This window comes from Rhodospirillales bacterium, from assembly GCA_023898785.1.
In the GTDB taxonomy this organism is placed as follows: domain Bacteria; phylum Pseudomonadota; class Alphaproteobacteria; order Micavibrionales; family Micavibrionaceae; genus TMED27.
Genome location: CP060239.1, coordinates 614,750 through 628,588 on the forward strand (window position 1 = coordinate 614,750; position 13,839 = coordinate 628,588).

A 13,839-nucleotide genomic window follows, 5' to 3' on the forward strand; every position below is an offset into this window, starting at 1 on the left:
TAATTTCTATTTATTTACGCGTGGCGCATGCAAAAATAATGTTGCAGTCGTTTGGATGCAGTTTACCAAGTTCGTAAGATGCCCTACAAAACTCAGCCTTCCAGTCTTTGGCTTTTTCCTGACCCGTACGCCCCCAGCCATGCCCCTCATCCCACAACCCCTCTTTGAGGAACCAATCCATTTGTGGTGTTGATAAAATTTTGTAGAAGATACCGCCTGTTTTTGTAACAGTTAACCCAGCATTCTCTACTTCTTTAGTGAGGCTTTCCAAGTCATACGCTCTGCGGTGACCAGCAATATTAATATCAAATGGCGATAGCTCCTCGCAGCTTGTAAGCGTTCCCATTAAAACTGCCAAACGACGGTTAATTGCCTGCGCATTTGGTACATGCATAATTAGCACACCATCATCATTCAAAAAGCTGGCTGCCTTTTTTAAGACTGCGACTGGATCGATCACATGTTCCAGAATATCCAATAAAAAAACAGAATCAAATTTCTGTTCTGTTTCAAAATCCTCAATCAGGGCTTCGTGAAATTCAGCATTGGGCAATCTTTTTCTTGCTTCTGCAACGTGCTTTGATGAGGCGTCAACGCCAACAATGGTGTCAAAGTGATGTGAAAACATTTCCGTCATCAGGCCATCGCCACAGGCCAAATCCAGCAAGGACTTTCCTTTTGCGTGCTCAAGGCACGACATAACCTTATAGTGGGCCAGAAATGCATTATATTCCGTGTGGAATTTACCCCGCTGCCAAGGGAATTCTTCTTGTCTTTCTTTTTCCTGGGGCAGAGTGCTCATTTTATACCCTTGTTCTTTTCTAATTTGATATTGTGGCTCTTCAGGAGTTCGTCAATGCCCTCTTCAAAGACAATTTTTTCTTTCCAGTTAAACTGTTCGTTTATAGCCTTGCTGTTCAGGGCGATGTTTACAATATTATCCCCCAAGAGTCTATACTTAACCTTGCTTTCTGAACCCAGCCTTTCGCATACATATTGGGCAATATCATGCGTTTTTAAAAGACGGTCGCCTCCTATATTGAAATCCTGATCAATACAATTTTTTACAGAACAATGCAGGGCAGACACGAAATCGCTGACATGCAGCATATTCAACATAGGTTCGGCGTTTTCGTATCTATGGGTGTAAATCTCTTCACCCTGCAGTGCCTTGGCAATAAAATTAGACAGAAATTTCGGCCTACTGGATTCGGGTCCATATAGCAGAGACGATCTCAAAATTGTTGCTTTTAGCCCATGTTTTTTACGGTAGTGGACAATCAAATGTTCGCACAGATATTTGCTTTCCCCGTAAGGCCCTTTGGGACAGAGCGGTGTATTTTCATCAACAATCAAAATAGCATCTTTCTGGCCTTCAGGTGGCGTGCATCCCAAATAAACTTCATATGTTGATGGAAAAATAAGATGTAAATCATTGTCTACACAGACTTCCAGAACGTTACGCAGCATTGTAACTGCGTCGCCCATGGCTCGATTGGATGTATAAATCCGAGGGTTGGCTAAGTGAACGCAACATGAAACATCATATTTTTGGGCATATATATCCAAAAGAGCTGCCCCACCCAACAAATCAATTTCAGATCTATCAGGTGCGTGTAATGCGCAATCGCCCGAACACTTTGACAAAAAATTTTGTCCAATAAAACCCGTGCCACCAGTGACCAGTATGTTTGGAATTTTTTCTTTTTTATGGCTCTGGGCAGGTTCACTATTTCCCTTTGATAGGGCGGAACGTACAGCACCTAATGGTCCCAACTTAATTTCAAGCTCACCGGTTGATTGAACAACTTGATTCAATGCGTCTTCAAAGGATATTTTCTTGAATGCAGATAATAAACCGATGGCAATTGCATTGCTTCGCGATATGCCATAATCACAACCAACAACGACACGGTACCCCTGATTCAGAAACTCTAGGCCTGTTTTGATTTTATCTTGTATGGATTCTTTATTATTTCCGGATTTATCAACCAAATCGCGCACGTCCAGGAGCCGCATATTATCCTCTAATTCAATTTTAGAGGCAGGGCCTGTACCTAAAAATGGTGTAATCCAGCGTATCATCGTGCTTTTTCGTTATATTGTTCGGGCGAAATATAATTTTCGGATAATGTTCGAAGATACCATCCTGGCTGTATTTGATAAGAGGCATCTTTGCTGCCCGTTTTTAAATGCTGAAGATAGAAATCGACTTCATTAAATCCCGCCATTGCACGCAAATAGGACGATGCCGAAAATCTTGGATTAATTTCAAAGGGAATTAAAGCACCGTTTTTAACGCGCCCCTGTACGTTAATTGGGCCTGTACTGCCGACTGCTTTGGCGATATCTTCGGCCTGGCGTCTAAATTCTGAAAAATCATCTATATATCCTTGTGAATAGCCGGATGAAATGACCCCGCCACGACTACGCATCATAATAGATAATTTTGCTTCAAGAGAGCGCTTTAGAGCTATTGATCCAGCTATTGATCCATCCGTCCATGACAGCACGCCTATTGTGAACTCACCCTCGCTCTCGTCTATATATTCTTGCACGATAGGAACTATTCCTATTCGTTGAATGTATTCGGCGTAAATCATGGCTTCTTGCGCATCCAGAGCAAAGAAAACCATGGCACTGCCCCCTGAATCAGTTGAAGGCTTTACGATGCAGGGAAATTCGATGTCATTTAAATCAGAGAACACCGTAACCGCTTTTGTTTTTGGGATTGAAATATTTTTTTCTTTTAAAATTTGAAACGTTTTTTCTTTGTTCGAAAATATGTTTATAACATTGGTATTATTCGAAACGAGTTCTATTCCGTTTTCTTTTAGACGAGCTTTGGCCTGACCTAATAAAATCATAGGCTTTTCTCCGCCAGGGATAATCCATTGCGCACCACAATCTGAACATGCCTTGATTACCTCTGTAATGTAATCATCGTTGTCAACACGATATGTTTTTTGAAATTCTTTTTGATACATCCCATAAGCGACTGGCGAAATATCACAGCCATATATAATATAGCCCCCCTTCATTTTCAGGGCCTTCAACAGCTCTGTCCCTAAGGAAGCACCTCCAATGCCGGCAATCATGACTTTCATAAAGCAGGTCTTTCCCTTTAAAGCTTTTGTGCAAGATCTTTGATAACGTTACAGACCCTCTCAATATCATGATCGCTCATATCTGCATAGCCGGGCAGGTTCATGGCCCGAGCGCATATATCAAAACTATTTGGGGTTGTATGTTTGTCAACATCGTCAAAAACGGGAAGCATGCTCAGGGGCCAAAAGAATACGCGCGCATCAATATCGGCTTGCTCAAAAGCTTCTTGCATGTCCTCTCTGCTTACAGCGGCGTCCTTTGCAAAGACAACGGTCGGCATCCAATAGCCGTTAACCGTACCTTCGTGTTCTGGATTCATACTTATAACGTTGCATTGAATTAATTCTGACAAGATGTTTTCATATTTGTGAAAAACGTCCCGTTTTTTACCAATTAATTCGCCTGCCCTTTCTATTTGAGCACAGCCTAATGCCGCTTCGATATTAGACATTTTGTATTTAAAACCGATTTGCTCCGCCCAAAATTGTCTGGCCTGGCCTCTTTTGCGACCATGATTTGACAGGGTCAGAACGCGCTCATACAGTTCAGGATCATTGGTGATGAAAGCCCCCCCTTCCCCGGTCGTGAGTGTTTTTGTGCCATGAAAAGAAAATGTTCCAAAGGCGCCAAGTGTTCCTGCGTGCTGGTCTTTGTAATAAGACCCCAAGGCTTCTGCGCTGTCTTCTATCAAATGCAGATTGTGTTTTTTGCTAATCTGATTCAGGACATCCATTTCACATAGATTTCCGTAGAGATGCGTCGCGATAATAGCTTTTGTCCGGGGGGTGATCGCCTCTTCAATCCGGGCGGGATCAATGCACCACGTATCAGACAGGATGTCGATGAATACCGGATTTGCACCTAAATGAACGATTGGCGCGGCTGTAGCAATCCAATTTGTGTTGGCTAATATTACCTCATCGCCACTCTTAACACCAAGCGCCGATAACCCCATATGGATGGCTCCGGTGCAACTGGATGTCGCAATAGCATATTTTGCGCCGGTTAAATTCCTGAGGGCAGTTTCAAATTTATAAATATAATCATAACATTGCGTCCCCCAGCCGTTGCGCGCTGCATCGGTTGCATATTTAACTTCCAGATCGGAAATTGAGGGTTTTGTATAGGCTATGCGATTGTTTTTCATATTTTGTTTATTCATACTACTTTCAGTTCCGGGATTGCTGTTACAAACTTCCCTCCCCAGTCGCTAATAAAGGACATCTGGTTAATGACTTCCTCTGCGATATTCCAGGGCAAAATAAGAACATAATCCGGTTTCTTTTCCTTAATATGTTCAGGAGAATAAATTGGAATATGACCGCTCGGTGTGTACTTGCCTTGCTTGGAAGGTGCGGCGTCACATATGTAGCTCAAAAGATCCTGGCGAATGCCAGCATAGTTCAGCAGCGTGTTTCCCTTGGCCGCCGCGCCGTATGCTGCGACGATTTTACCGGCTTCTTTTTGTTCAATTAAAAATTTGCAGAGTGCGTTTTTGATTGTATCGGCTTTATTCTGGAATGCTTCGTAAATCGCTTTTGATTGCAGGCCATGCGCCTCTTCTTCCTGAAGTATTGTATCGACACTCTGCTGCGTTTGGCGCAGGTCATTATTATGACAGCCATAAATCCTTAAGCTTCCGCCGTGTGTTGGCAGGCGCTCTATATCAAAGACGCGTAAAGCGTGAGCCTCAAAAATACGCTTAACCGTATAAAGAGAAAGATATGAAAAATGCTCGTGGTAGACTGTGTCAAACTGCCTGTGTTTTATAAGTTCGAGAAGATGAGGAAATTCAAGTGTAACGGTTCCGCCTGGCTTCAGAATGTTTTTTATGCCTTTAGTGAAGTCATTAATGTCAGGCACATGCGCATAAACATTATTTCCAATAACAAGGTCTGCCATTTTTTTGTCTTGTTTCAAGGTCTGACTTGTATCAAAACCAAAAAATTCGCGCAGCACCGGAATGCCAATCGCTTCTGCAGCTTTGGCTGTGCTTTCTGTCGGCTCTATGCCTAAACACGGAATATCGTTTGCAACAAAGTTTTTAAGGAGATAACCGTCATTTGCGGCGAGTTCAATGACAAAGCTGTCACTGTTTAGATCGAGCCGTTCAATTATTGATTTACAGTAAAGCTTTGCATGTTCGAGCCATGTCTTTGAAACAGAAGAAAAATATGCATAGTCATTCGAAAATAGCGTGTCTGCGTCTGCAAAATCTTCCGTTTGCACAAGCCAGCAGTTGTTGCATGCGAAAACGCGTAGAGGGAATGTGATTTCCGGTTTGCTTAAGTCTGCTTGTGAAAGATACGCGTTGGATGGTGCAGAATATCCCAAGTCGAGAAATAATAAATCCAGTTCTTGTGAGCAATGCCTACATTTCATAGTTTAAACACCAAGTCCATTGAAATTATTATTGATAAGGGGGTGTCTTTGGTCACGCTCGGAGATGTTTCTGGCGACCAAAGGCCAGTCTATAGATAAAGCTGGATCATCATAACGTAAGCCGCCTTCAAAGTCAGGGTTATAAAATTCTGTATGGAAATAAAGCAGTTCGCTGCCTTCTTCCAAAACCTGAAAACCGTGCGCAAACCCTTCAGGAATAATGATTGTTTTTTGGTTTTCAGCACTCAACTCCAGCGCACAGTAGTTTAGGAATGTTGCTGATCCGGCGCGAATATCGACGGCTATGTCTAAAACTCTTCCTTTGAGGCAAGAAATAAATTTCATCTCAGCATGAGGAGGCTTTTGAAAGTGTATTCCTCGAACACTGCCGACGTCTTTTGTATAAGAATGATTGATTTGCTTAATTTGGCGGCCCTGAAGAACATCACCCAACTCATTTTCGCAGAATAACCGCGTAAAATGCCCCCGCTGATCACCGACGAGATTTTTTTTAAAGTAATATACGCCTTCTATATCTGTGGTTTGAATATCCATGTTCTTATGTTTATTTCGCAACCCAATCCATACCTGAATGCCGGGAATCTCCAATATATTCCTCAATCTGGGTTATTGTAGCCAACGATTGGTCTTTGTAAAAATTTTTATACCATAAAGCCGTTTTTTCAATTGCGCGATCAATCTTCCAGGTTGGATGCCAGTTCAAGGTGCTGTGCGCCTTTGCGCTGTCGAGGGTCAGGTAAGCGCTTTCATGAACGTGGTGTGCTTCATCAAGTTCCCACTGAACATCCGGCCAGGATTTTTGAAGCTGCTGTAAAATGTCCTCAACGCTAAGAATGCTGCTTGAGGAGGGACCGAAATTCCAGGCACTGGCAAAAGTCTCTTCGTTGTTTAACAGTTTTTGCCCCAGCATCAGATACCCTGACAGACAATCTAAAACATGTTGCCATGGACGCACTGCTTTGGGCGCGCGAATTTTTAATGGTGTCTGGTTGTGTACGGAACGTACAACATCAGGAATCAGGCGATCTTCGCTCCAATCCCCTCCTCCAATGACATTGCCTGCACGAACGGATGCTATCAGCGCGTTGTTCTTTGTTCTACAACTTGCTGCAAAGAAAGAGCGGCGGTAGCTTGCAATTAAAATCTCCATTGATGCTTTCGAGGCACTGTAGGGGTCGTGCCCTCCTAACGGTGCGCCTTCTTTGAAAGATTTGTCCTGTCCTGTGTTTTCGTAGCATTTATCCGTTGTTGCCAGCACAACAGCTTTTAAATCCGGTAAGTTGCGACAAGACTCCAGCAAGTGCGCCGTTCCTATAACGTTTGTTTTCCATGTCTCCAGAGGAAATGTGTAGGATCGTCGTACCAAAGATTGTGCAGCCAGATGAAATACAATCTCAGGACTGGCTTGCGTAACCACTGCTTGCGTTTCCTCAAGATTGTTGATGTTAACGGTATGACTTTGTACAGGCTTAAGGGTGTTGCTCTTTTGAGATAAAAGCGTCCAGTGGCTAGGGTCGCTTTCCGGTTCCAAGGCCAGGCATGTTACACGTGCTCCCATCATGGAAAGCCACACAGCCAGCCAGCTTCCCTTAAAGCCGGTATGTCCCGTGATTAAGACACGCCGCCCCTGATAGCTGCCGCCAAAGAGTGCACTATTATGATTTACCATATTTTCCAAGGAGCAGATTGCTCATTCCATAGTTTATTAAGATAATTTTTATCCCGCAATGTATCCATGGATTGCCAAAACCCTTTATGTTTATAGGCCCCCAATTTGCCGTCTGCGGTTAAGTCTTTTAACGGCTTTTGTTCTAAAATCGTTGCATCACCGTCTTTGATATAATCGAAGATTTCAGGCTCCATTACAAAAAAACCACCGTTGATCCAGCTTCCTGTTTGCTGCGGCTTTTCAGCAAATTCGGTGATTTTGTTTTTACCACCTTCCATTTCCAAAACGCCGAAACGTCCCGGCGGAGAGATTGCTGTTAATGTAGCGACGTTTCCGGTTTTATCATGTTGATTAATCAGGGCGGGAATATCAACATTTGAGACACCATCACCGTATGTGAAGCAAAAACGCGCGTCATCAATATAATCGCGTACGCGCAATAAACGCCCCCCTGTCATGGTATCCTGACCTGTATCAATTAGCGTTACCTTCCATGGCTCGGCTTTTTCACGGTGTACGTGCATTTCATTATTGGCAATATCGAAGGTAACATCTGACATGTGCATGAAGTAATTGGCGAAATATTCTTTGATGACATAGCCTTTATAGCCAAGACAAATGACGAAGTCATTGAGGCCGTAATGTGAATATATCTTCATGATGTGCCATAAGACAGGACGTCCACCGATTTGAACCATGGGCTTTGGTTTCAGGTCAGATTCCTCGCTGATCCGTGTTCCATAGCCGCCTGCCAAAATCACAACCTTCATGGTAAAAACCCCTTATTTTTATTCAATTGCCTCAATGCGTTTGCATCTTCTTAGCTTTATTGTAAGTTGAGAACAACAGATTTTATGTTTTATAAATTCTTCAAATAGGCCTTGTGACCTCTGAAAATTTAACACCATGCAAGATAACAATATGACAGAGAAAAAAGATCGGTTGCCTCTGGTGACAATTTCTATGCCTGTATTTAACGGCGCATCCTCTATAAGCAATGCTTTGGATTCTATTGTCGCGCAAACATATCCGAATCTTGAGATTATTGTTTCAGATAATGCCTCTGATGACGAAACTTTTGACATATGCCAGCGTTATGAAAAAAAAGATCCGCGAATTGTACTGCAACGTCAGGATAGTAATGTTGGCGTCTATGCCAATTCGCGATCGATCTGGAAGCGTGCTCGTGGGCGATATATTTTGTTTTCCGGCTGCGATGATACATGGAAACCAAATTTTATAGAAAAGCTTGTTGCGGCGCTTGAGAATAATCCACATGCAGCTTTGGCGGCCTGCCGCGCGGAGTATTACAGCGAACGTGACGAGTTTTTAGACGCCAAGCCATTAGAAAACCTTGAAAAACCCACCATATTTCAGGCAATAAAACGTCTTTATCATTTGTTATATATTGGCGAGGAGCCTAAAAATTATAATCGTTACATTCTAGGACTGTTTAATCTCGATTTGGTTAAAAAATTTATGGCTGATTATCCTGATTTGCCTGGAGACACGGCTTTTTTGTCTGCTTTTGCTTGTGATTACGGTTTTATTTTTGTTGATGAACCGTTGATGAAAAAAATTAAGAATGATAAGCCGTTTAGAGAACGTTACAAAGATGACCCCTATTCCATATCTCATAGGAAGGCAATTGAGACCCCTCTTGGGCGGATAAAAATGGATATAGAGCGATTTGCTTATCTTTTTTCTTCCAGCTTTATTTCTACGCGCTCTAAAGTTTTTGTTCTTCCTCCGGTTTGTATTGTCGTGTTTTGGGGGCTGGGGATGTCTTTTATCTGGAAATTGATAGGGCGGTTTCTTGCTGCATTTAAACGATAGGAGCCGATTGTTTTATGATACAAGATGGCAAAAAACATAGCCTGATGATTGTGGGCCAGCAAATATTGTTGAGGGTCTATATTGGTTCACATAATCTTTTTTTAAATGCACAAAACTCAAGGTGGGTATTCTAGTTGGGTATATCTTCAACAAAACGGCCAATAAAAGTGCTTTTTATCCTTCCTACCCTTCATGCAGGAGGGGCAGAGCGCGTTCTTATTACATTGATGAACTTTTTAAATCGTGAGCAGTTTGAGCCGGTTTTTGTGGCGATTAATAATGAAGGCCCGTTACGAAATCTTATTTCAAAAGACATTCCGTTTCATTCTCTGGATGGAAAAAAAGTTTCCCTGTCATTTCTAAATCTTTACAAAAAGTTAAAAGAAATACGGCCCGATATAGTGGTTTCAACGATGGCTCATGTCAATTTTATGGCGCTATTAATCAAACCTTTTTTTAAAAAAACAAAGTTTGTTGTCAGAGAAGCGGTCACGCCTTCTTATTTTTCCCAAAAATATTTGTTCAAACCCTTCATAATCCGTATGGCCTATCGTGTGCTTTATCCCTATGCCGACCTTGTGATCAGCCCTGCCCAAATGATTATTGATGAGTTCAAGAAAGATCTGGGGCTTGCTTGTAACAACCATGCCTTGCTCTACAATCCTGTGAATACCGCGAATATTTGGCTTCAAAAAGACGAAAAAGATTCCCTTTCTGAACTACGAAAAAGCGCTGTGCACTTTGTAGCATCCGGGCGTCTTCATCCTCAAAAAGGCTTTGACCGGTTGATTCAATCCTTGCCACAGCTTCGACTTGAATATGATTGGAAGATCAGCATTCTCGGAGAAGGAGAAGAAAGAAATACCTTGGAAAATCTTATCAACGACTTAGGTTTGTCCAAACACGTACATCTTTTAGGTTTACAAGACACCCCTTGGCCTTTTTATGCCTATGCAGATTGTTTTTTATTGCCGTCGCGCTTTGAAGGGCTGCCAAATGTTGTTTTGGAATCGCTTGCGTGTGGAACTCCCGTTATTGCTATGCGCTCGGCGGGTGGAATTATGGAAATTGCTGAAGCTTCTTCTCCTGGAGCCGTCACTGTTGTTGATACGATGGCGGATTTTATAGAGGCCATGGAAAGTGTACAGCCATGCCCTTCGGAAACATTTAGAGATTCACTATTGCCTCGTGCCTTTGAATGCCCGGAGATTTGCAATAAATTTGAGGGTCTTTTGAAAGACTTAGTACATCATTCCTAGGAGCGTAAGGCAATGTGCGGCGTAGTTGGCTTTATAGATTTTCATAGTGCTCACAATATAGATTCGCTAAAAAATACTGTTAGTGAAATGAATGCTCGGCTTGTTCATCGCGGGCCGGATGCATGGGGAGTGTGGTGTGATGAAAAACAAGGTGTAGCCTTGGCGCACAGGCGTCTTGCCATTATTGATTTATCTGAGCACGGAGCACAGCCTATGGTCTCTTCGAGTGGCAGATATGTTTTAAGTTACAATGGGGAGATATATAATTTTCTGTCTTTGAAGGTCAGCCTTTCTGAAAAAGGTTATAAGTTTCGCGGTACATCGGATACAGAAGTTTTTCTGGCGGCTATAGAGGAATGGGGAATTAAAGAAACTCTGCGCCGAATTAACGGTATGTTTGCTTTTGCCCTGTGGGACAAAAAAGAGCGCACGCTGTATTTAGGCCGGGATCGACTGGGGAAAAAACCGCTTTATTATGGATGGGCAGGAAAGGCTTTTGTTTTTGCCTCAGAATTAAAAGCTCTTAGAGCACACCCTTCTTTTTCAGCGGAGATAGATCGTGATGCGTTGGCTTTATATTTAAGGTGTAGCTATGTTCCCTCTCCCCGCTCTATTTACAAGAATATTCATAAACTTCCGGCAGCGTCTTTTGTTGTGTTTTCTCTGGATAAAGGAAAGGATGACCCTCCAGTTAAATATTGGGATATTAAACGCGTTGCCGAAGATGCGTGCCGTGCACCGCTTGATATTCCTTTTGAGGATGCAGCAAATGAGTTGGAGCACCTTTTGGACGAATCTGTGCGCGAACGGATGGTTTCGGATGTTCCGCTTGGCGTGTTTTTATCCGGCGGTGTAGATTCATCACTTGTGACAGCTCTGATGCAGAAAAACTCCGTCTCTGCGGTACAGAGCTTTTGCATCGGTTTTGAGGAAGCAGGGTATAATGAAGCTGAAGATGCTGCAAAAATCGCGAAGCATCTGGGGACGGATCATACAGAATTTTATGTCACAGCTGAAGAAGCGCGTAATGTCATCCCTGATTTGCCTGATATTTACGACGAGCCGTTCGCCGATCCTTCACAAATTCCAACATACCATGTCTCCCGCCTTGCCAGACGAAGTGTGAGCGTGGCTCTATCCGGGGATGGCGGAGATGAAAGTTTTGCCGGATATAACCGTTATCAACTGGCTAATAATTTGGCAAAGGGGCTATCCCCTCTTCCCTATCCTGTTAAAAAATGCATTTCCAGACTTTTGCTAAATCTGCCGCTGAGTGGGCGGGCGTGTAAATTTTTAGAACTTGTTAATGCCCGCGATGATGATGATCTCTATAGGCTGTTAATGTCCTTTTGGAAGACCCCTGAGATATTACTCAAACCTGGCCGTGAACCGTTAGATTTTATGGATATGCCGTCTCGATGTCCTGATATTGATAACTTTATACATAGAATGATGTGCGTTGATACATTGCATTATCTTCCTGATGATATTCTGGTCAAGGTTGATCGTGCCAGTATGGCTGTTTCTTTGGAAACAAGGGCCCCGCTTCTTGATTATCGCGTGATTGAATATGCATGGAAACTGCCGATCGCGATGAAAATGCATCAAGGCAGAGGAAAACGGATATTGAGAGCAATTTTGGAGCGGCATGTTCCGGCTACTCTTTTTGAACGTCCTAAACAGGGATTTGGCATTCCTCACGGTCAATGGCTACGAGGCCCTTTACGTGAGTGGGCGGAAACTCTTCTGAGCGAAAAAAGGCTTGAAGAAGAAGGTTTCTTTAACACGGAGCCAATACGGAAAAAATGGCAAGAGCATGTATCGAGAAAAAATGATTGGGGCTACCTACTTTGGAGTATCTTGATGTTCCAGGCCTGGCTTGAAAGACAGAAGTCTTGAAATTCATTAAAGCATAGTTGCACCCCCTTTCCCTACAGCGTATATACCTCTCATGGCTTACGATCTTTTATCTCCCCCTGTTCTCACAGCTCTTGGTATATGCGTTGCGGCAGCGGCGGCAACGATGCTGGGCGGTTTTTCTATCATAAAAGCACGGGAGTCCAATCCCCGGATGCTGGCTTTTGGCTTGGCATTTGCCGGTGGGGCGATGGTTTATATTTCTTTGGTTGAGATTTTTTGGAAATCTTATCAGTCTTTTGGGGAGATTTTGCCGGAAAAAGAAGCATACACTTCTGCAACACTGGCGTTTTTTGGCGGGGTGGTACTTTTAATGTTAATTGACCGGCTTGTTCCTAACCCGCACAATAAGCTGACTGCACCGCATGATGAAAGTAAGTCCCACCTGAAGCGTGTGGGATTGTTGGCAGCTTTGGCTATTACAGTTCACAATTTCCCGGAAGGCATGGCAACGTTCTTTGCGACGCTGGAAGACCCGGTGGTTGGGGCTTCTCTGGCTTTTGCGATTGCTATTCACAATATTCCTGAGGGAGTTTCGATCGCTATTCCCGTATATTACGCAACCGGTGATAAAAAACTGACTCTGTTGGCATGTTTACTTTCCTCTGTGGCCGAGCCTATTGGGGCATTGGCCGGGTATTTGGTACTGGCTCCTTTCCTTACCCCTTTCGTGTTTGGAAGCGTTTTTGGGGTGATTGCCGGGGCGATGGTGTTTTTGTCTCTGGATGAGCTTTTGCCGACTGCAAAGCGTTACTCAAGTGGACATGACGCGGTTTACGGTATGGTTATTGGCATGGCCAGCATTGCGCTGAGCCTGATTTTGTTTAAATAGCATCATTTTCTTGACACCTATTGCCGGATGTGTATATTTCGTGGCTTCGAGCATAATGTACAAGAAAGCGGGCTTGAGCCCCTCAATACGAATTTGAAGTGAGATAAGACATGTTTGCAGTTATTCGCACCGGTGGGAAGCAGTATAAAGTCCAAAAAGATGACAAAATTGAGGTAGAGAAGCTGGACGTTGAAGCCGGTAAATCTGTTGATTTTGATGAAGTCCTGTTCGTAGATGGTAAAATTGGCGCACCTTTGGTTAAAGGCGCGAAAGTTGTGGCCAAGGTTTTGGAGCAAAAGCGCGCCCCGAAAATCACGATTTTTAAAAAGAAACGTCGTCAAAATTACCGCCGTAAAAAAGGGCATCGTCAAAATCTGACATTGCTGCAAATTACGGACATTAAAGCGGCCTAAGGCCTTTTGAAAAAACATTTTTAAGGAGATTAAAGCATGGCACATAAAAAAGCAGGCGGGAGTTCCAGAAACGGCCGGGATTCAGCAGGGCGCCGTCTTGGTGTTAAGAAATATGCCGGTGAAGATGTGCTTGCAGGTAACATCCTTGTGCGTCAGCGCGGTACGAAGTACAAGCCGGGTAAAAATGTCGGTCTGGGTAAAGACCACACGATTTTCTCTCTGGTTGATGGTGAGGTGTTGTTCACACGCAGCAAAAGCGATCGGCCGGTTGTGAATGTTGTTCCAGCTAACGATACAGCCGCAAACCAGCAAGCAGCAGAATAATTTAGAATATTGGAATAGCTGGAATATTGGATGATTGGAAATATTCCAGTCATCCTTTTTCTTTTTTGGCGATTTTTC

The 13,839-nt window shown here is 43.3% G+C and carries 14 protein-coding genes; 6 read left to right on the plus strand and 8 right to left on the minus strand.

Going from position 1 to position 13,839, the window contains the following annotated elements:
• Positions 1 to 10: 10 nt before the first annotated feature.
• The 8 genes from H6859_03185 to rfbF are packed head-to-tail and all read right to left on the minus strand — an operon-like array spanning position 11 to position 7,950.
• Positions 11 to 802, minus strand: coding sequence for a class I SAM-dependent methyltransferase (locus H6859_03185; GenBank protein ID USO06211.1), 792 nt, complete (start codon positions 800 to 802; stop codon positions 11 to 13).
• Positions 799 to 2,085, minus strand: coding sequence for an NAD-dependent epimerase/dehydratase family protein (locus H6859_03190; protein ID USO06212.1), 1,287 nt, complete (start codon positions 2,083 to 2,085; stop codon positions 799 to 801). The genes H6859_03185 and H6859_03190 overlap by 4 nt, the downstream gene beginning before the upstream one ends.
• Positions 2,082 to 3,107 (minus strand): ATP-grasp domain-containing protein, encoded by a 1,026-nt coding sequence (locus tag H6859_03195; GenBank protein USO06213.1) that lies wholly within the window; start codon positions 3,105 to 3,107, stop codon positions 2,082 to 2,084. The genes H6859_03190 and H6859_03195 overlap by 4 nt, the downstream gene beginning before the upstream one ends.
• Before the next feature lie 17 nt (positions 3,108 to 3,124).
• On the minus strand, positions 3,125 to 4,255 hold the full coding sequence (locus tag H6859_03200; protein USO06676.1) for a DegT/DnrJ/EryC1/StrS family aminotransferase: 1,131 nt from the start codon (positions 4,253 to 4,255) through the stop codon (positions 3,125 to 3,127).
• 11 nt (positions 4,256 to 4,266) lie between these two features.
• The gene (locus tag H6859_03205) at positions 4,267 to 5,490 is read right to left on the minus strand and encodes a class I SAM-dependent methyltransferase (GenBank protein USO06214.1); all 1,224 of its coding nucleotides are present in this window, start codon (positions 5,488 to 5,490) and stop codon (positions 4,267 to 4,269) included.
• Positions 5,491 to 5,493: 3 nt separating this feature from the next.
• On the minus strand, positions 5,494 to 6,045 hold the full coding sequence (locus tag H6859_03210) for a dTDP-4-dehydrorhamnose 3,5-epimerase family protein (GenBank protein ID USO06215.1): 552 nt from the start codon (positions 6,043 to 6,045) through the stop codon (positions 5,494 to 5,496).
• 10 nt (positions 6,046 to 6,055) lie between these two features.
• Positions 6,056 to 7,180: a CDP-glucose 4,6-dehydratase gene (gene rfbG / locus H6859_03215; GenBank protein USO06216.1), complete on the minus strand. Its 1,125-nt coding sequence runs from the start codon at positions 7,178 to 7,180 to the stop codon at positions 6,056 to 6,058.
• The gene (rfbF, locus tag H6859_03220; GenBank protein USO06217.1) at positions 7,174 to 7,950 is read right to left on the minus strand and encodes a glucose-1-phosphate cytidylyltransferase; all 777 of its coding nucleotides are present in this window, start codon (positions 7,948 to 7,950) and stop codon (positions 7,174 to 7,176) included. The genes rfbG and rfbF overlap by 7 nt, the downstream gene beginning before the upstream one ends.
• 136 nt (positions 7,951 to 8,086) lie before the next feature.
• Between rfbF and H6859_03225 the strand changes: the two genes are divergently transcribed.
• From H6859_03225 to rpmA, 6 genes are all read left to right on the plus strand, one after another.
• A complete protein-coding gene (locus H6859_03225) occupies positions 8,087 to 9,016 on the plus strand; it encodes a glycosyltransferase (protein ID USO06218.1) in 930 nt (309 codons plus the stop codon).
• 134 nt (positions 9,017 to 9,150) lie between these two features.
• A complete protein-coding gene (locus tag H6859_03230; GenBank protein USO06219.1) occupies positions 9,151 to 10,275 on the plus strand; it encodes a glycosyltransferase in 1,125 nt (374 codons plus the stop codon).
• A gap of 12 nt (positions 10,276 to 10,287) precedes the next feature.
• Positions 10,288 to 12,174 carry an asparagine synthase (glutamine-hydrolyzing) gene (gene asnB, locus H6859_03235; GenBank protein ID USO06220.1) on the plus strand — a complete coding sequence of 629 codons (1,887 nt, stop codon included), beginning with the start codon at positions 10,288 to 10,290 and terminating at the stop codon, positions 12,172 to 12,174.
• 52 nt (positions 12,175 to 12,226) lie between these two features.
• Positions 12,227 to 13,024 (plus strand): zinc transporter ZupT, encoded by a 798-nt coding sequence (gene zupT, locus H6859_03240; protein ID USO06221.1) that lies wholly within the window; start codon positions 12,227 to 12,229, stop codon positions 13,022 to 13,024.
• A gap of 110 nt (positions 13,025 to 13,134) precedes the next feature.
• On the plus strand, positions 13,135 to 13,437 hold the full coding sequence (gene rplU, locus H6859_03245; protein ID USO06222.1) for a 50S ribosomal protein L21: 303 nt from the start codon (positions 13,135 to 13,137) through the stop codon (positions 13,435 to 13,437).
• A 36-nt stretch (positions 13,438 to 13,473) separates the two neighbouring features.
• On the plus strand, positions 13,474 to 13,761 hold the full coding sequence (rpmA, locus tag H6859_03250; GenBank protein USO06223.1) for a 50S ribosomal protein L27: 288 nt from the start codon (positions 13,474 to 13,476) through the stop codon (positions 13,759 to 13,761).
• Positions 13,762 to 13,839 lie beyond the last annotated feature (78 nt).